The sequence below is a fragment of the Microcella alkalica genome (genome assembly GCF_014137945.1).
GTDB lineage: Bacteria > Actinomycetota > Actinomycetes > Actinomycetales > Microbacteriaceae > Microcella > Microcella alkalica.
Genome location: NZ_JACGWX010000002.1, coordinates 100327 through 118379, shown reverse-complemented (window position 1 = coordinate 118379; position 18053 = coordinate 100327). Strand labels below are relative to the sequence as shown.

Genomic DNA, 18053 nt, shown 5'->3' with positions numbered 1-18053 from the left:
GCTGCTCACAGTCCGAGCGCCTCGCGCTGGTGCTCGGCGAGCGTGCGGCACCCGCCGAGCGCGAGGTCGAGCAGCGCGTCGAGCTCGGCGCGGTCGAACGGCGCGCCCTCGGCCGTGCCCTGCACCTCGACGAACTTCCCCGACCCGGTGACGACGACGTTCATGTCGGTCTCGGCACGGACGTCCTCGACGTAGGGCAGGTCGAGCAGCGGGATGCCGTCGATGATGCCGACGCTGATCGCCGCGACCGAGTCCTTGAGGGCGACGGCCTTCTTGCCGATGAAGCCCTGCCCGCGGCCCCACTCGATCGCGTCGGCGAGCGCGACGTAGGCGCCCGTGATCGCGGCAGTGCGGGTGCCGCCGTCGGCCTGCAGCACGTCGCAGTCGATGACGATCGTGTTCTCGCCGAGCGCCTTCGTGTCGACGACGGCGCGCAGGCTCCGGCCGATGAGGCGCGAGATCTCGTGCGTGCGCCCGCCGACCTTCCCCTTGACGCTCTCGCGGTCCATGCGGCTGTTGGTCGAGCGCGGCAGCATGCCGTACTCGGCGGTGACCCAGCCCTTGCCCTTGCCGGTGAGCCAACGCGGCACGCCGTTCGTGAAGCTCGCCGTGCACAGCACCTTCGTGCCGCCGAAGCTGATGAGCGCGCTGCCCTCGGCCTGGGCGCTCCAGCCGCGCTCGATCGTGACGGGGCGCAGCTCGTCGGCGGCGCGGCCGTCAGCGCGCCTGCTCGAGCCGAGGCCCGTGGATTCGGCGATCGTGGTCATGGGGTGCCTTTCGGGAGGGGGATGGTGCCGGTCGCGAAGGTCTCGACGTGTGAGACCTCGGGGCCGAGGAAGCGGGCGGCGAGCTGCCGGAATCGCTGCGTGTCGGGGCCTGTGGCCTCGAAGACGTGGCGCGGAGCATCCGTCGTCTGCGACAGGATGTCGTGCTCGACGAGGCGTCGGTAGACGTCGTAGGCGGTCTCCTCCGCGCTCGAGACGAGCGAGACCTCGGGGCCGACGACGTACTGGATCGCTCCGGCGAGGAGCGGATAGTGGGTGCAGCCGAGCACGAGGGTGTCGATCTCGGCCTCGCGCAGCGGCGCGAGGTACTCGTCGGCGACGGCCATGAGCTCGTGGCCGGTCGTGATGCCGGACTCGACGAATTCGACGAAGCGCGGCGCTGCGGCGGTCGTGATGACGAGCTCGGGGTCGGCGACGAACGCGTCGGTGTACGCGCCCGAGCGGATCGTGCCCTCGGTGCCGATGACGCCGATGCGCTTCGTGCGGGTGCGACGCACCGCCTGGCGGACGGCCGGCTGGATGACCTCGATGACGGGGATGCCGTGGCCCTGCTCGAAGCGCTCGCGCGCGTCGCGGAACATCGCCGCGCTCGCGGTGTTGCACGCGATCACGAGCGCTTTGACGCCCTGGTCGACGAGCTCGTCGAGCACCGCCAGAGCGTGCTCGCGCACCTCGGCGATCGGGCGCGGGCCGTAGGGGCCGTTCGCCGTGTCGCCGAGGTAGAGCAGCTGCTCGTGCGGCAGCTGGTCGATGATCGCGCGGGCGACGGTGAGGCCGCCGACGCCGGAATCGAAGACTCCGATCGGCGCGCTGCTCACCCCGCGAGTCTAGAGGGGCGGGCGTTCTGCATGGCGGGGCGTGGTCGACGCGATTCGCGAGTGTGCCGCTGATGGCACAGAGGCGACGCTCGCGGCATGTGCCGCGAAGGACACACACCGAAAACGGCAAGGGCGTTCCCCGCGAATCTCCGCCCCGATGCATGCGGGCACCACGAGCCGGGCCGGTTCGTCACCGCTCAGTGCGCCAGGTGGCGCCGGCAGCACACTCAACGGGCACGGTTCAGTACGCCGTCCGGGCGCGCTCCTGCGCGACGACCTCCTCGCGATCGGCGAGGCGGCGCAGCCCGGCGAGCGGCTGCGCCATGCGGTGATTGCCGCGGATGCGCGGCTCGACCCGGTCGAGGACCGCCCAGTACCCGGCGGTGAACGGGCACGCATCCTCGCCCAGCCTCTTCGAGGGCGAGAACCGGCACGACCCGCAGAAGTCGCTCATCCGGTCGATGTACGCCCCGCCCGAGGCGTAGGGCTTCGTCGCAACCATGCCGCCGTCGGCGAACTGGCTCATGCCGACGACGTTCGCGGGCATGACCCACGGCGTGCCGTCGACGAACGCGCCCTGGAACCACGCCGTGAGCTCGGCCGGGTCGTACCCGCGCTGCAGCGAGAAGTTGCCGAGCACCATGAGGCGCTGGATGTGGTGCGCGTAGCCCGTGCGACCGGCGCCGTCGAGCACGTGGCTCAGGCAGCGGGCCTCGATCTGCGCGCCGTCGAGCTGCCACCACTCGGCGGGCAGCGGCGTCGTCGCGCCGAGGTGGTTGCTGCGCTCGACGTAGTCGGGCCCGAGGTGCCAGTAGAGGTGCCAGACCCAGTCGCGCCATCCGATGAGCTGTCGCACGATGCCCTCGGCGCTGTTGAGCGGGGCGGCGCCGTCCCGGTGGGCGGCGACGACGCGGTCGACGATCTCGAGCGGGTGCAGCAGCCCCAGATTGAGCGGCACGCTGAGGCGGCTGTGCGCCATGGTGTCATCGCCCTGCAGGCTTGCGTCCTCGAACGGGCCGAAGTCGGTCAGCCGCGTGCCGATGAAGTCGTCGAGGGCGGCGAGGGCCTCGTCGCGCGTCGCGGCGAACGCGCGCGGAGCATCCGCCCCCAGAAAGCGCACCCCGTCGGCCTCGAGACGATCGAGCGTCTCGCGCACGCTCGCATCGATGTCGTCCTCGACGGGCCGCCACGGGTCGGGCAGCCCGAGCGACACCGCCCCCTTCGGCGGGCGCTGCCGGTTGTCGTGGTCGAAGCTGAACTGCCCGCCGACGGGCTCTCCGCCCTCCATGAGGATGCCGGTGCGCTCGCGGACCTCGCGGTAGAAGCGGTCCATGAGCAGCTGGGTCGGCTTCCTCCCCTCGGCCCACGCCGCGAACGTCGCGCGGTCGGTCACGATTCCCCGATCGGGCAGGATGCTCGCCCCGAGCCGCTCGACGAGCCGGGCCTGCGCCCACGAGGTCGCGCCGACCACCTCGAGTCGCTCACCGGTGAGCCCGCGCTCGCGCAGCGCGGCGGCGTAGGACGGCGCCTCGACGAGCTCGCCGCGGTCGCCGAGCTCGCGCGCGCGGTGCCGCAGCGCGCTCAGGTACAGGTGCGCCTTGAGCCGGTGCGTCGGCCGGCGGCGGAAGACCTCGTGGTTCTCGATGAGGATGATGCGCCCGCCGTCGTCGAAGTGCGGGCCGAGCTGCTCGGCGGTGAGCCAGCGGGTGGGGTCGGTCACGCTCGAACGCTAGAGCCGTAGGCTGAGCGCGTGACGACAGCGCTGCTCACCGACCGCTACGAGCTGACGATGATCGAGGCCGCGCTGCGCTCGGGTCGGGCGCATCGGCCGTGCGTGTTCGAGGTATTCGGCCGCCGCCTTCCTGGCGGTCGCCGCTTCGGCGTCGTCGCCGGCACGGGCCGCGTGCTCGACGCCATCGCCGACTTCCGCTTCGGCACCGACGAGCTCGACTGGCTGAGCGACAACGGCGTCGTCGACGAGGCGACGCTGCAGTACCTTGCCGACTACCGCTTCACGGGAAGCGTGCACGGCTACCGGGAGGGCGAGCTGTACTTCCCGAACTCGCCGCTGCTGACGGTCACCGGGACCTTCGCCGAGGCGGTCGTGCTCGAGACGGTCGTGCTGAGCATCCTCAATCACGACACAGCGGTCGCGACGGCCGCCGCCCGCATGGTCGCCGCCGCTGACGGGCGCCCTCTGGCCGAGATGGGCTCGCGCCGCACGGGCGAGGAGGCCGCCGTCGCCGCCGCGCGCGCCGCCTACATCGCCGGATTCAGCGCCACCTCGAACCTCGAGGCGGGGCGGCGCTGGGGAATCCCGACGATGGGCACCGCGGCGCACTCGTTCACCCTTCTGCACGACAGCGAGGAGGAAGCGTTCCGCGCCCAGGTCGAGTCGCTCGGCGCCGGGACGACCCTCCTCGTCGACACCTACGACGTGCGCGCCGCCATCGAGACAGCCGTGCGCGTCGCCGGCCCGTCGCTCGGGGCGGTTCGCTTGGATTCCGGCGATCTGCCCGAGCTCGTGCGCGAGGTGCGCGCGCAGCTCGACTCGCTCGGCGCCACCGGCACGCGCATCACCGTCACGAACGACCTCGACGAGCACACGATCGCGGCCCTCCGCGGTGCTCCCGTCGACAGCTTCGGCGTCGGCACCGCGGTCGTCACGGGCTCGGGCTCCCCCGCCGCCGGGTTCGTCTACAAGCTCGTCGCGCATCGCGGCGACGCCTCCGAGCAGTGGATGCCCGTGGCGAAGAAAAGCCCGGAGAAGGTGTCGCTCGGCGGCGCGAAGCGCGGCGAGCGGCTCCTGCACGACGGGCGGGCCCTCGCCGAGCACGTCCTCGTCGACGACGATCGGGACGGAGTGCCCGAGGCGGACGAGGGGACGCCCGCGGACGGCTCGCACGGCGGCACCGTGCGCCCCCTCACGGTCGCCCTCGTGCGCGACGGCGAGATCGACGAACGCTGGGTGGGGCCCGAGGGCGTTCGACGGGCGCGCGTGCACCACGCGGCCGCGGTCGCCGAGCTGCCGCTCGAGGCCTTCCGGCTCGGACGCGGCGAGCCCGTGCTTCCGACCGTCGTGCGCTGACGCCGGTCGACCACGGGCCCGCCGGGCGGGTCAGCCCTCCTCGTCGTCCGAGCGCCGCGCGCGCCACCGGCCGCGTCGCACCGGCTCGTCCGGCTCGGGAGGGATCACGAGCTGCGAGGTCGTGATGTCGGTCGGGCGGTCGCCCGGCCCCCACATCCGGTTGACGGCCGCCGAGACCGAGGTCTCCGCCGCGAGCGCCGACCCCAGTGCCCGCTCCATTCGGCTCTGCCTGCGCCGCAGCCACAGGCCGACGACGATGAGCAGGATGAGGGCGATGTAGCAGGTGGCGGCGAACGGCCGCGTGAAGAGCGAGGTCAGATCGCCCTGGTTAAGCTGCAGCGATCGCCGCAGCTGAGCCTCCCCCATCGGCCCCAGTATGAGCCCGACGACGAGCGGCGCGATCGGGTACCCGTAGCGCCGCAGGAAGAAGCCGAGCACGCCGATGAGCAGCAGGATCACGATGTCGGTCAGGGCGAAGTTCACCGCGAACGCGCCGAGCACCGCGAACGTGAGGATTCCGGCGTAGAGGTACGGGCGGGGGATCTGCAGGAGCTTCACCCAGATGCCGACGAGCGGCAGATTGAGCACGAGGAGGAGAACGTTGCCGATGTAGAGGCTCGCGATGAGCGCCCAGACCAGCGCCGGCTGGTTTTGGAACAGCTGCGGGCCCGGCTGGATGCCGTACGACTGGAACGCCGAGAGGATGATCGCGGCGGTCGCGGTCGTCGGAAGGCCGAGGGTCAGCAGCGGCACGAGCACGCCGGCGGCTGCGGCGTTGTTCGCCGACTCCGGGCCGGCGACGCCCTCGATGGCGCCGCGTCCGAACTCGTGCTTGTGCCTGCTGAGCTTCTTCTCGGTCGCGTACGACAGGAAGGTCGCGACGTCGGCACCCCCGGCGGGAATGGTCCCGATCGGGAAGCCGATCGCCGTGCCGCGGAGCCAGGGGCGCCACGAGCGGCTCCAGTCGGCGCGCGTCATCCAGTTCCGCCAGCCGCGCGCCACCGGGATGAGCGCGACCGGCCCGCGGCGCATCCGCGAGGCGACGTAGAGCGTCTCGCCGACCGCGAAGACGCCCACGGCGACGAGAACGACGTCGATGCCGTCGGCGAGCGGCAGGAGCCCGAATGTGTAGCGGGCCTGACCCGTGAGCACCTCGGTGCCGATGAGTCCGATGAAGAGCCCGATGCCGAGCGACACGAGACCGCGCCAGACCGACGACCCGAGCAGCGCCCCCACCGTCACGAACGCGACGACGATGAGCGCGACGTAGTCGGCGGGCGCCAGATTCACCGCCCAGGCGGCGAGGATCGGCGCAAGCAGGGTGAGACCGACCGTGGCGATCGTGCCGGCGACGAAGGACCCGATCGCCGCGGTCGCGAGCGCCGCTGCGCCGCGGCCCATCTTGGCCATCTTGTTGCCCTCGAGCGCCGTGACGATCGAGGCGGATTCGCCCGGCGTGTTGAGCAGGATGCTCGTGGTGGAGCCGCCGTACATGCCGCCGTAGTAGATGCCGGCGAAGGTGATGAGAGCCGCCGTCGGCTCGAGCGTGTACGTGAGCGGCAGCAGCAGCGCGACCGTCATCGCCGGTCCGATGCCGGGCAGCACGCCGACGGCGGTGCCGATGAGCACGCCGAGGAACGCGTAGAGCAGGAACTCGGGGTTCAGCGCGGTCTGGAAGCCTTCGAGCAGGAGGAGCAGATTGTCCATGACGGTGCCCTTCTAGATTCCGAGGATCGGGCCGAGAAGAGGTCCGGCCGGAAGGGAGAGACCGAGCCCCAGGCCGAACCCGAGCTGGATCGCGAGGCCGAGAGCGAGGCCGACGAGCGCGGCGACCCACCAGCGGGCCGCGCCGAGAGCCCACGCGGCGATCGCGAAGAGCACGGCCGCGGCGAACGCCCAGCCGATGATCGGGATGAGGGCGATGTGGGCGATGATCGCGATGACGATCTTCGCGAGGGTCAGCCAGTCCGTTCCCACGGTCGCGTCGATGTCCTCGCCCTCCTCCTGCGCGCCAAGGCGCCCACGGAGCACCTCGACGAGCACGCCGAGGGACGAGACGATCAGGATGCCTCCGACGAGGTACGGGAAGGCCGTGGGGCCGACCGCATTAGCGGAATCCGGCACCCGGATGCTCGAGGCGCCGACCACGGCGAAGAGACCGAGCGCGAGGGACAGCCCGGCGAAGACGAACTCGCCGAGGCGCCCCCGCCCGCGCGAGGCGTCGACGGGATCGGCAGTGTCCGTGCCCGCCCCGGAGGGGCCGGGCCGCTCGGGCCCGACCCCTCCGCGCATCGACGAATCGCTCATCAGCTGGCCAGCAGGCCGATCGTGCGCAGCGTCTGCCCGATCTCGGCGATGTTGGCGTCGACGAAGTCGGCGAAATCATCGCCGACGAGGAAGGCGTCTGCCCACCCTCGAGTCTCCCGCGTCTCCGTCCAGGCGTCCGAGGCGTGGAGCTCCTCGGCGAGCGATACGAGGGCGGCGCGCTCCTCGTCGCTGATGCCGCCGGGAGCGAGGAGCCCGCGCCAGTTGGTCAAGACGACGTCGTAGCCGGCGTCGGTGATCGTGGGTGCGTCGGGGAGGGCCTCGACCGGCTCGGCCGACGACACTGCGAGCGCTCGCATCGTCCCCGCGTCGACGTGCTCGACGAACTCGCCGATGCCGGAGATCCCTGCGCTCACATTGTTGCCGAGAATCAGCGTGACCGCCTCGCCGCCCCCGGAGTTCGGGATGTAGTTCAGCTGCGCGGGGATCTCGGCCGGGTCGAGGCCCGCGGACTCCAGCAGGAGGCCGGCGAGGATGTGGTCGGCGCCGCCCGCCGATCCGCCCGTGACCGTGACGCTCTGACCGTTCTCGACGATGTCGTCGACGAGGTCCTCCAGAGTCTCGTACGGCGACTCGGCGGGAACGACGACGACGAGCGCCTCCTCCGTAAGTCGCGCAATGGGCGTCGTGTCCTCCAGTCGGCGCTCCGAAGCGTTCGTCTCGACGGCACCCACCATCACGAGGCCCGTGACCATCAATGTGTACGGATCGCTCTCGTTGGCCAGCGCGGCGAGACCGACCGTGCCGCCGGCGCCACCGATGTTCGTGACGGGGGCAGAGTCGACGATTCCGTCGGAGGTGAGCACCTCACTCACGGCACGGCCGGTCTGGTCCCAGCCGCCACCCGGGTCGGCGGGAACGATGATCTGGACGGAGTCCGGAGCGACTGCCTCTCCTGCGGGGGCGTCGGGCCCGGGGGCCGCGGTGGGCGTGGTGCACGCCCCGAGCGCGACGGCCGTCGCTGCGGCGACGAGGACGGTGGTGAACGTTCGCATGGGGTTTGTCTCCTCATTGAGAGCCCGCGTCGTCGCGGGCGGTGAACATGCTGCGTGATCGATGACCGTAGGGCGGGAACGAGCGCCCCGCGATGCGCCGAGGGCTTGTGTAACTATTGGTCGCTCTGGAACTTCTGGTCGGCGGTGCAGACTGGGGTCGTGGGCCGATCGATGTCGCTGCGCGTCCAGCTCCTGCTGCTGCAGGCGCTCATCGTCGTCGCGACCGTCGCCGGCACCGGCGTGCTCGTGGGCGCCCTCCAGGAGCGGCTGCTGCGCGACGCCTATCTCGACAGGATGACCGCCGTCGCGCAGTCCGTCGCCCGACTGCCGATCATCCTCGACGCGTACGGCTCTGCGGATCCGAGCGCGGTGATCCAACCCGTCGCGGAGGTGATCCGGGAGGCCTCGAACGTCACGTACGTTGTCGTGACCGACGCTGAGGGCATCCGCTTCTCGCACCCGAACCCCGCGCGCATCGGCGAGCCCGTCTCGACCGACCCCTCGGTGCCGCTCTCCGGCGAGATCTTCGTCGGCACCGAGACCGGCACCCTCGGCGAGTCGTGGCGCGTGAAGGTACCGGTCTTCGCCGACGACCGCGAGATCATCGGCGCCGTCTCGGTCGGGATCCTCGAGAGCGCGCTCCGCGAGGAGTACGCGGGAAGCCTCACCCCGCTGCTCGCCGCGCTCGGCGGGGCCGCACTGCTCGGCGTGGTCGGCGCCGCGGTGGTCACCGCGATCATCCGCCGCCGCATCTATCGGCTCGAGCCGAAGGAGATCGCCTCGCTCGTGGACGCCAACGAGATCATGCTCCACGGCCTGAGCGAAGGGGTCGTGGCGGTCGACGGAGCGGGCGTCATCACGGTCGCGAACGATGCCGCGCGCGAGCTGCTCGGCACGGGTGATCGCGAGCTCGTCGGCCGACCCGCCGCCGAGGTGCTCGAGCCGGGACTCCGCGCCGTTCTCGACGACGGCGAGCGCGACGGGCGGCTCGTGCTCGTCGGCGAGCGCATCCTCGTCGCCCGCAGCACCGGGCGACAGCGCGACGACGGGCGCGCGGTGGATGCGACCCTCCTCGTGCGCGACCACACCGAGCTCCACGACGCGGTGCGCCAGATGGAGGGCGCGCAGTCGCTCACCGACGGGCTCCGAGCCCAGGCGCACGAGTTCCAGAACACCATGCACGTCGTCGGAGGCCTCCTCGAGCTGGGCCTGCCGCAGGACGCGCTCGCCGTCGTCCGGCGCGAGGGCCGGGGAGGCTCGCTCGGCTCCGACGCCGCCGACGCCCTCCAGGACGAGCCGGAGCTGGCCGCCCTGCTGATGGTCAAGCGCATCCAGGCGCGCGAGCGCGGGATGTCCCTCGAGGTCGACGTCGCCCCTCGCCCGGAGGGCGCCGACGGGCGGCGCACGGGCCTCATCGGCGAGGGCGACCTCGTGACGATCGTGGGCAACCTCGTCGACAACGCCATGGAGGTTGGCGGAGTCGGCACGCGCATCGTCCTTCTCATCGCCTGGACGCACGATCGCGTGACGATCACCGTGGAGGACGACGGGCCCGGCGTGCCGCTCGATCTGCGCCGTCGCGTGTTCGATGTCGGCGTGAGCACGAAGGACGCGTCGGACTCCGCCGGCCACTCCTCCCAGCGCGGCATCGGCCTCGCCCTCGTCCGCCGCATCGCGGAGAGGCATCGCGGCTCGGTCGCCGTCGACGACTCCCCCGCACTGGGCGGAGCGCGCTTCGTCGTCGATCTGCCCGCCGTGCGTCCCGCGCACGAGGAAGCCACCCGATGACCGCGCAGCCGAACGTCGTGGTCGTCGACGACGACGTCGCGGTCGCGGCTCTGCACGAGCGGTTCGTCGTCGCGCACGGTCGCTTCCACGTCGCCGCGGTCGCCCACACCGGACCACTCGCTCTCGAGGAGATCCGGCGCATCCGCCCGGACCTCGTCCTGCTCGACTTCTACCTGCCCGGGCTGAGCGGGCTGGAGCTGCTCCGCGAGCTGCGCGCGGGCGGCGGACAGCAGCCCGAGGTGATCGCCGTGACGGCCGCGCGCGACGTGGAGAGCGTGCGACAGGCGCGCGCCGCGGGAGTGCGGCACTACCTCGTGAAGCCGTTCGGCCCCGCGCAGCTGCACGATCGGCTCGACGAGATCCTGCTGGAGCGCTCCGTCCTCGAGCGGAGCCCGGCGAGCGCTCACCTCGACCAGTCGTCGATTGACGCCCTCCTCGCAGGCGCGTCGCGACGCCCGACGCCCCTGCCGAAGGGCCTGAGCGCCGAGACCCTCGCCGCCGTCGACCGCGCTGTGCCGCCCGACGGCCAGCGGTCGGCGACGGAGATCGGCGAGAGCGTCGGGATCTCCCGTGTCGCCGCACGGCGCTACCTCGAGCACCTCGCCTCGATCGGCCGCGTCGAGCGCTCGCTCGACTACGCAACGGCGGGCCGTCCGAGCGTGCGCTACCGAGCCAGCCGCGCGGCGCGAAGCTGAGCGCGCGGAGAGAGTCCTCTCCACCGGGTGTCGGATCTCCGTAGGGTCGGGGGGTTCGAAGGAGGACGCATGACCCGCATCGGATTCCACGCTTCGCACGAGCAGATCGAACCCCGCGCCCTGCTCGAGGCCGTCGCCCTCGCGGAGGAGATCGGCTTCACGGACGCGATGGGCAGCGACCATTTCGCGCCATGGAGCGAGGAGCAGGGCGAATCCGCCTTCTCCTTCGCCTGGATGGGCGCCGCGCTCGAGCGCGCGAAGAGCATGCTCATCGGCCAGGTGCACGCCCCCGGCCAGCGCATCCACCCCGCCATCAGCGCGCAGGCCATCGCGACCCTGGAGGCCATGAACCCCGGCCGCTACTGGGTCGCCCTCGGCAGCGGCGAGAACCTCAACGAGCGCATCACGGGCGACCCGTGGCCGCCGAAGGAGGTCCGCAACGCGCGGCTGCGCGAGTGCGTCGACGTCATCCGCGCCATGCTCGCCGGTGAGGAGGTCACCCACGACGGCCTCGTGCGCGTCGACCACGCGCGTCTCTGGACCCGGCCGGACGCCCCTCCGCCCGTCCTCGCGACCGCCGTCACGCCCGAGACCGCGGCATGGGCCGCCGAGTGGGCCGACGGTCTCATCACCGTCAACCAGAGCGACGAGAAGCTGCGCCGCGTGAGCGACGCCTACCGCGACGCCGGGGGGCGCGGCGACGTGCTCGTGCAGATTCACGTCTCCTGGGCGCACACCGAGCAGGAGGCTCTCGACTCGGCCTTCCACGAGTGGCGCACCAACGTCTTCGCCCCTCCCCTGTGCTGGGATCTCGACTCGCCCCGCGCGTTCGCACAGGCCGCGGCGCACGTGCGACCGGACGACGTGCGCGCCTCCGTCGTCGTCACCGACAGCGCCGACCACGTGGTCGAGTCCGTCGGGCGGATGCTCGACACGGGCTACGACGGCGCGTACATCCATCACGTCCCGGTCGAGCAACGGCCCTTCCTCGAGCAGGTCGCGCCGAGAATCCTCGCCGCATTCACGGAGCGAGCAGAGCCGGCAGGAGCAGTACCGATGGGAGCGCGAGCATGAGACTCACCGACACGGGCGACCTGTGGTGGAAGACCGCCGTCGTCTACTGCCTCGACATCGAGACCTTCATGGACTTCAACGACGACGGCGTCGGCGACTTCGAGGGTCTCGCCCACCGCATCGACTACCTCGCAGAGCTCGGCGTGACGTGCCTGTGGCTCATGCCCTTCTACCCGACCCCGGGGCGCGACGACGGCTACGACATCATCGACTTCTACGGGGTCGATTCGCGGCTCGGCCACCATGGCGACCTCGTCGAGGTGCTGCGCACGGCGAAGGATCGCGGGATGCGGGTCATCGCCGACCTCGTGGTCAACCACACCTCCGACCAGCACCCGTGGTTCAAGGCGTCGCGCTCGAGCAGGGACAACCCGTTTCGCGACTTCTACGTCTGGCGCGACGAGATCCCGAAGGGGGCGCCGACCAACGTCTTCCCCGACAAGGAGGACGGCGTCTGGCAGCTCGACGAGAAGACCGGCCAGTACTACCTGCACAACTTCTACCACCACCAGCCCGACATCAACCTCGCGAATCCGAAGGTGCGCGACGAGATCGCGAAGGTCATCGGGTACTGGATGGAGCTCGGCTTCAGCGGCTTCCGCGTCGACGCCGTACCGTTCCTCCAGCAGGACGGCGACCCGGGCGTGGACCCGCACGAGCTGCTGCGGTCGCTGCGCAAGTACCTCACCCGTCGTGCGGGCGACTCAGTGCTGCTCGGTGAGGTCAACCTGCCCTTCGAGGAGCAGTACGAGTACTTCGGCGGCGAGGCATCCGACGAGCTGACCATGCAGTTCGATTTCGTCGGCATGCAGAATCTCTACCTCTCGCTCGCCCGACAGGATGCTCGGCCCCTCGCCGATTCGCTGCGCGAGCGCCCCGTCCTGGCCCAGGAGTCGCAGTGGGCGAACTTCGTGCGCAACCACGACGAGCTCACCCTCGACAAGCTCACTGAGGCGGAGCGCATGGAGGTCTTCGAGGCGTTTGCCCCTGACGAGGGGATGCGCGTGTTCGATCGGGGCATCCGCCGCCGACTGCCGACGATGCTCGCCGGAGACCCGCGCCACGTGCGCATGGTCTACAGCCTGCTGTTCTCGTTGCCGGGCACGCCCGTCATCTTCTACGGCGAGGAGATCGGCATGGGCGAGAACCTGGAGCAGCCCGGTCGGCTCGCCGTGCGGACGCCCATGCAGTGGAACTCGGCCGCGAACGGCGGATTCTCACGGGCTCGCTCGCGCCGGCTCGTGGCCCCTGTGACGCCCGACGGCTTCGGCCCCGCGCACGTGAACGCCGCCGACCAGCGCACAGACCCCGACTCGCTGCTCGCGTTCTTCGAGAAGCTCATCCGCCGCTACCGCGCTTCCGTCGAGATCGGGTGGGGCGAGCTCACGATCATCGACGCGGGCGTGGACTGCGTGCTCGTGCATGCGATCCAGGGCACGGAGGGGAGCATGATCGCGGTGCACAACTTCTCCTCCGACCCGCAGGTGATCGACTTCGCGCTGCCGAACGGCATGGGGTCGAATGCCGAGCTCGTCGAGCTGCTGCGCGACGGCGGGGTCGTCGCCGACGAGAAGGGGCGCGTCTCTCTCGCGCTCGAGGCGTTCGACCACCGCTGGCTGCGCGTTCACTCCACCGACGACAAGCGCCTCAGCTGACCGCGCACGTGCGGGGATCTGCAGGGGCACGCTAGCTGTAGTTCCCAGTGACGTTGTTCATGCCGCCGCGAGTGCGGTGATCGGGCTTCTGTGGCCGAGAGAGCCATGGGGTCGCTGCGTGTTGTAGTAGCGCACCCATTCTGGCAGGACCGCCCGACGATGCTCACTGTCGCGATAGGTCGCCGCGTAGGCCCACTCCCGTAGCAGGGTCTGGATGAACCTTTCGGCCTTCCCGTTCGTGCGCGGCCGGTAAGGACGAGTACGAATGTGGACCAGCCCCACCTCGGCGCAGGTCGCAGCCCAGAGTCGAGAGACGTAAGCGGAGCCGTTATCGGTCATCACCTCCTGCACTGTGACGCCGCGGGCGGCGAACCACGCGATCGCGCGACGCAGGAACCCGACCGTGGTCGCAGCGGTCTGATCGGCCAGCACCTCGACATAAGCCAGCCGGGTGGCGTCATCCACGGCGACGTGCACCGCCTCCCAGCCGGCGCCGGCGCTGCGGCGATCTGCTCCCTGGCCCAGAGCTCGCTTGCCGGGGCGGCGGAAGCGGCCCAGGGTCTTGATGTCGAGGTGGATCAGCTCTCCCGCGTGCCGACGGCAGTAGCGGTTCGCCGGCTCCGGCGGGTCGAGCTTGGAGAGCCTATTCAAGCCGACGCGGGCGAGCACGGCGCAGACGGTGGAGACCGCCATCCGAAGCAGCGCGGCGATCGTGGAGGCGGTCTTGCGCAGCCTCCGCAGCTGCACGATCACCGCCTCCACCCGTGCCGGGGTTCTGTTCGGTGACGACTTCGGCCGTGAGGGACGGTCGGTGAGGTTTTCGCCGGCATCGAATCGGGCCAACCATTCGTAGGCGCGACGCTCGCTGATTCCACCGGCGAAGGCCGCGTCGGCGACTTTCCAGTTCAGTTCCCGGACGCGTCGACACAGCAGCCGGCGACCTTCCACAGACAAACGGGCATTAGCGTGAAGCTCCATCGGGCTCCTTCAGGTGAGAGCAACTAGACACCCTCAAGCCTGGAGGAGCTCGACCTGAACAACCTGCCTGGGAACTACAGCTAGCTCGCGCGCTCCTCAGGCGCCTGCACGCGCTGACCGACGACGGCGCTCACGCCGTCCTGCCGCATGCTCACGCCGTAGAGGGCGTCGGCGATCTCCATAGTGCGCTTCTGGTGCGTGATGATGATGAGCTGCGAGCTCTCGCGCAGATCGCGGAAGATCGTCAGCAGCCGGCCGAGATTCGCGTCGTCGAGCGCCGCCTCCACCTCGTCCATGATGTAGAACGGGCTCGGTCGGGCCTTGAAGATCGCGATGAGAAGCGCGACAGCCGCGAGCGAGCGCTCGCCGCCCGAGAGCAGGCTGAGCCGCTCGATCTTCTTGCCCGCGGGCTTGACCGTGACCTCGATGCCCGTCGTGAGCATGCTCTCGGGGTCGGTCAGGAGCAGCTGGCCGGTGCCGCCGGGGAAGAGGATCGGGAAGACCCGGTCGAAGGCATCCTTCGTGTCGGCGAACGCGGCGGCGAAGATGTGCTGCATCGTGTCGTCGAGCTCGTCGATGATCGCGAGCAGGTCGCGGCGCGTGTTCGCGAGATCGGTGAGCTGCTCGCTGAGGAACTTGTGGCGCTGCTCGAGAGCGGCGAACTCCTCGAGGGCGAGCGGGTTCACGCGGCCGAGCTGGCTGAGCTTGCGCTCGGCGCGCGCGAGGCGCGCCTGCTGCTCGGCACGGTCGAAGGGGCGCCCCGCGAGAGCCCCCGACGCATCGACGCCGGCGGCGGACGCGGCGAGCGGGTGCGCGCGGCCCTCGGCGACGAGCTCCGCGACACGAGCCGACTCCTCGTCGGTCGTGGGGTCGAAGAGCGGGGCATCCGGATCGGGGCTCACGCGGGAGGCGGCCTCGGCGGCGACCGCATCGGCGACTGCACGGGCCGCAGCGGTGAGGGCGTCGTCATCCGGCACCCGCACCGCGGGGCCGTACTCGGCGACGAGCACGTCCTCGACGAGACCGAGCTCGTCGCCCGCGCGCTCGAGCAGCTTCGAGAGGTGCAGCTTCTTCTCGTAGATCTGCAGCTCGAGACCGTGGACGTTCTCGGTGATCGCGTGCATGCGCTCGCGCAGCGCCGACTCGGAGCGGCGCAGCTCGCCGAGCTCCTCGTTCTGCTGCTGGCGCTCGGTCTCGGCGCGGTGGAGTTCGACGCGGGCCTCGGCGACGGCGCGGTCGACGGCGGCGAGCACGGCGGGGACCGCGTCGGCGACGCGTGCGGCGCGCTCGACCTGCCTCTGGCGGAGGACAGCGCGACGCGCGGCCTCCTCGGCGGCAGCGCGCTCCGCCTCGCGGCGGCGCTCGAGCTGCACGGCCCGGTCGCGCTCGGCGCGGACGCGCTCGCGCGCGGTCTCGAGCTCGATGCGGCGCTCCATCTCAGTCGCGCGGGCGGTCTCGAGCTCGCCGACGAGCCCGTCGCGCGCGCTCGCGTCGAGCATGGGGCGCGGGCGCGCCGCGAAGTCGGCGTGGGCGCTCTCGGCGCGCGAGACTCCGGACTCGGCCTCGCGCACGACCTCCTGCGCCTTCTCGAGCGATGCGGCGAGGCGCGCAGCCTCGGCATCGGCCGCATCTGCCTGGGCGCGGGCGCGCGAGACCTGCTCGCTGCGGGCCGCGCGGCGGGCATCCTGGTCGCGGACGGCAGCGAGCGCCTCGGTCGCGGTGCGACGCGCGTCGGCGAGCGCAGTGCGCGACTCGTCGAGGCCGAAGCGGGCGCCCTCGATGCCCGTCGAGACGTCGGCGAGACGCTCGGCGGCGGCATCGCGCTCAGCAGCGAGCTCGAGCCGGCTGCGGCCCGCGCCGGAGCCGCCGCGGAGGACGGAGCGCGTGAGCACGTCGCCCTCGCGCGTGACGACGTTGACCGCATCAGTCACGGCGCCGAGCCGCTCGATCGCGGGCCAGGCGGCGCGCGCAGCGGCGAGATCGTCGGCGATGAGGGTGCGCGAGAGCAGGTCGGCGACGCCGGGCGGGGCGGTGACGACGTCGATCGCGGGAACGAGCCCGCCCGTCGAGCGGAGGACCGACGTCGGCGCCGACGCGGTGCGCAGCTCGGCGAGGACGACCTCGACGCGTCCGGCCTCGGCCTCGCGCGCGCGCTCGAGGGCCGCGAGACCGGCGTCGAGGTCGTCGACGAGCACCGCTTCGGCGAGCGTGCCGAGGGCTGCGGCGATCGCGGTCTCGAAGCCGGGCTTCACCTGCAGGTGGTCCGCCACGAGACCCCGCACGCCCTCCGAGCCCATGAGACCCGAGGCGCCGTCGCCCGAGTCGATCGCCTGCGAGAGGGCGCTCACGCGAGCGGCGAGGGCGTCGCGCTCGCGCTCGAGGGCGTGCAGGGAATCCCGTTCGGAGTCGATCGTCGACGACAGCGCCGCGACGCGCGCGTCGGCGGCGCCGAGGGCGTCGTCGAGCTCGGCGTCGGCGTCCGCGGCGTCCTCGAGCGCGGGGAGCGCGGCGAGCTCGGCGCGCGACGACTCCTGGCGGGCACGCGCGGCCTCGAGCGAGTGCTCGTGGCGCAGCAGCTCGCCGCGTGCGGCCGCGAGCGTCGAGCGCGCGACGTCGACGCGGCTCGCGAGCCCCGCGAGCTCGAGGTCGTGCTGCGAGACGAGCGCCGACTGCGCCGCGATCTCCTCGTCGAGCGAGTCGAGGGCGGCGCGCGCGGTCGCGGTGCGGGCGGCGGCCTCGCCGACGGCGCGCTCAGCGTCCGCGACGCCCGACTGCAAGGTCTCCGCCTCGGCGAGCGCCGCGTCGACCATGGCCTGCGTGACGGTCGACTGCATGCCGGGAAGCTCGGACTGCTGGCTCAGCAGCGTGAGCTTCTGCTGCGCGAGCGAGCTGAGCGAGCGGACGCGCTCCTGCACCTGCTCGAGCGCGAACGAGGTGCGGCGCGCGGTATCGACGGCGTCGCCCACCATCTGGCTCTCGATCCGTGACACGCGGATGCGCGCCTGATCGAGCTGCTCCTGCACGACGATGCGCTCGCTCGTACGCTCGCTCTCGCTGCGCTGGTGATCGGCGAGTGACGAGCGCAGTGACACGACCTCGTCCGCGAGGAGGCGCGCGCGGGCATCCCGCACGATCGCGGCGATCGTCTGCGCCTCGCGCGCGATCTCGGCCTGCCGACCGAGCGGGGTCAGCTGGCGGCGGATCTCGCCCGCGAGATCGTTGAGGCGCGTGAGGTTCGACTGCATCGCCTCGAGCTTGCGGACCGTCTTCTCCTTGCGGCGACGGTGCTTGAGGATGCCGGCGGCCTCCTCGATGAAGCCCCGGCGCTCCTCCGGGCTCGCGTGCAGCACGGTGTCGAGCTGGCCCTGGCCGACGATGACGTGCATCTCGCGGCCCAGACCCGAGTCGCTCAGGAGCTCCTGCACGTCGAGGAGGCGGCACGACTGCCCGTTGATGGCGTACTCGCTGCCGCCGTTGCGGAACAGCGTGCGCGAGATCGTGACCTCCGTGTACTCGATCGGGAGCATCCCGTCGGAGTTGTCGATCGTCAGCTGCACCTCGGCGCGACCGAGGGGCCCGCGCGTCGCGGTGCCGGCGAAGATGACGTCGCTCATCGTGCCGCCGCGGAGGGTCTTCGCGCCCTGCTCGCCCATGACCCAGGCGAGCGCGTCGACGACGTTCGACTTGCCCGAGCCGTTCGGGCCGACGACGCACGTCACGCCCGTCTCGAACTGGAAGGTGGTCGGCTGCGCGAACGACTTGAAGCCCTTGAGAGTCAGGCTCTTCAGGTGCACGCGGCGCTCCGTCTCGGGGGTCGGTGGTCGGTGGTCGATCGTCCCTACCGTAGCGGCT

At 71.5% G+C, this 18053-nt stretch carries 13 protein-coding genes; 5 read left to right on the top strand and 8 right to left on the bottom strand.

Annotated elements, in window-relative coordinates; genetic code table 11:
* Positions 1-5 precede the first annotated feature (5 nt).
* From rph to FHX53_RS04840, 3 genes are all read right to left on the bottom strand, one after another.
* Complete coding sequence (rph, locus tag FHX53_RS04850) at positions 6-767, bottom strand: ribonuclease PH (protein ID WP_182490237.1); 762 nt, start codon at positions 765-767, stop codon at positions 6-8.
* Positions 764-1603 carry a glutamate racemase gene (murI, locus tag FHX53_RS04845; RefSeq protein ID WP_182490236.1) on the bottom strand — a complete coding sequence of 280 codons (840 nt, stop codon included), beginning with the start codon at positions 1601-1603 and terminating at the stop codon, positions 764-766. Before murI ends, rph begins: the two co-directional genes overlap by 4 nt.
* Before the next feature lie 241 nt (positions 1604-1844).
* Positions 1845-3323 carry a cryptochrome/photolyase family protein gene (locus FHX53_RS04840; protein ID WP_182490235.1) on the bottom strand — a complete coding sequence of 493 codons (1479 nt, stop codon included), beginning with the start codon at positions 3321-3323 and terminating at the stop codon, positions 1845-1847.
* Positions 3324-3353: 30 nt separating this feature from the next.
* Between FHX53_RS04840 and FHX53_RS04835 the strand changes: the two genes are divergently transcribed.
* Entirely contained in the window at positions 3354-4691 is a 1338-nt protein-coding gene (locus FHX53_RS04835; protein ID WP_343050822.1) for a nicotinate phosphoribosyltransferase, read from the top strand.
* Positions 4692-4721: 30 nt separating this feature from the next.
* Here the strand turns inward: FHX53_RS04835 and FHX53_RS04830 are convergent, their stop codons facing one another.
* Genes FHX53_RS04830 through FHX53_RS04820 form a run of 3 tightly spaced genes read right to left on the bottom strand, consistent with a single transcriptional unit; the run spans position 4722 to position 8011 of the window.
* On the bottom strand, positions 4722-6398 hold the full coding sequence (locus FHX53_RS04830; protein WP_182490234.1) for a tripartite tricarboxylate transporter permease: 1677 nt from the start codon (positions 6396-6398) through the stop codon (positions 4722-4724).
* Positions 6399-6410: 12 nt separating this feature from the next.
* Entirely contained in the window at positions 6411-6998 is a 588-nt protein-coding gene (locus FHX53_RS04825) for a tripartite tricarboxylate transporter TctB family protein (protein WP_246335493.1), read from the bottom strand.
* Positions 6998-8011 (bottom strand): Bug family tripartite tricarboxylate transporter substrate binding protein, encoded by a 1014-nt coding sequence (locus tag FHX53_RS04820; RefSeq protein ID WP_182490233.1) that lies wholly within the window; start codon positions 8009-8011, stop codon positions 6998-7000. The genes FHX53_RS04825 and FHX53_RS04820 overlap by 1 nt, the downstream gene beginning before the upstream one ends.
* A 159-nt stretch (positions 8012-8170) precedes the next feature.
* On the opposite strand from FHX53_RS04820, the gene FHX53_RS04815 reads away from it, so the two are divergent.
* The 4 genes from FHX53_RS04815 to FHX53_RS04800 all read left to right on the top strand — a co-directional run bounded on the left by FHX53_RS04815 (position 8171) and on the right by FHX53_RS04800 (position 13223).
* Complete coding sequence (locus tag FHX53_RS04815; RefSeq protein WP_343050821.1) at positions 8171-9799, top strand: ATP-binding protein; 1629 nt, start codon at positions 8171-8173, stop codon at positions 9797-9799.
* Positions 9796-10494 (top strand): response regulator, encoded by a 699-nt coding sequence (locus tag FHX53_RS04810; protein WP_182490232.1) that lies wholly within the window; start codon positions 9796-9798, stop codon positions 10492-10494. The genes FHX53_RS04815 and FHX53_RS04810 overlap by 4 nt, the downstream gene beginning before the upstream one ends.
* 69 nt (positions 10495-10563) lie before the next feature.
* Positions 10564-11568: a TIGR03885 family FMN-dependent LLM class oxidoreductase gene (locus tag FHX53_RS04805; RefSeq protein WP_182490231.1), complete on the top strand. Its 1005-nt coding sequence runs from the start codon at positions 10564-10566 to the stop codon at positions 11566-11568.
* Complete coding sequence (locus FHX53_RS04800; RefSeq protein WP_182490230.1) at positions 11565-13223, top strand: alpha-amylase family protein; 1659 nt, start codon at positions 11565-11567, stop codon at positions 13221-13223. Before FHX53_RS04805 ends, FHX53_RS04800 begins: the two co-directional genes overlap by 4 nt.
* 57 nt (positions 13224-13280) lie before the next feature.
* Here FHX53_RS04800 and FHX53_RS04795 read toward each other — a convergent pair whose 3' ends face one another.
* Positions 13281-14201 carry an IS481 family transposase gene (locus FHX53_RS04795; RefSeq protein WP_182490229.1) on the bottom strand — a complete coding sequence of 307 codons (921 nt, stop codon included), beginning with the start codon at positions 14199-14201 and terminating at the stop codon, positions 13281-13283.
* Between the two features lie 80 nt (positions 14202-14281).
* The gene (locus FHX53_RS04790; RefSeq protein ID WP_182490573.1) at positions 14282-17995 is read right to left on the bottom strand and encodes an AAA family ATPase; all 3714 of its coding nucleotides are present in this window, start codon (positions 17993-17995) and stop codon (positions 14282-14284) included.
* Positions 17996-18053: the final 58 nt, after the last annotated feature.

What these genes read in the sequence shown, in the direction of transcription:
- FHX53_RS04830 (WP_182490234.1), bottom strand. Translation starts at nt 6,398, where the DNA reads ATGGACAATCTGCTCCTCCTGCTCGAAGGCTTCCAGACCGCGCTGAAC.
- FHX53_RS04825 (WP_246335493.1), bottom strand. Translation starts at nt 6,998, where the DNA reads ATGAGCGATTCGTCGATGCGCGGAGGGGTCGGGCCCGAGCGGCCCGGC.
- FHX53_RS04820 (WP_182490233.1), bottom strand. Translation starts at nt 8,011, where the DNA reads ATGCGAACGTTCACCACCGTCCTCGTCGCCGCAGCGACGGCCGTCGCG.
- FHX53_RS04800 (WP_182490230.1), top strand. Translation starts at nt 11,565, where the DNA reads ATGAGACTCACCGACACGGGCGACCTGTGGTGGAAGACCGCCGTCGTC.
- FHX53_RS04795 (WP_182490229.1), bottom strand. Translation starts at nt 14,201, where the DNA reads ATGGAGCTTCACGCTAATGCCCGTTTGTCTGTGGAAGGTCGCCGGCTG.
- FHX53_RS04810 (WP_182490232.1), top strand. Translation starts at nt 9,796, where the DNA reads ATGACCGCGCAGCCGAACGTCGTGGTCGTCGACGACGACGTCGCGGTC.
- FHX53_RS04805 (WP_182490231.1), top strand. Translation starts at nt 10,564, where the DNA reads ATGACCCGCATCGGATTCCACGCTTCGCACGAGCAGATCGAACCCCGC.
- rph (WP_182490237.1), bottom strand. Translation starts at nt 767, where the DNA reads ATGACCACGATCGCCGAATCCACGGGCCTCGGCTCGAGCAGGCGCGCT.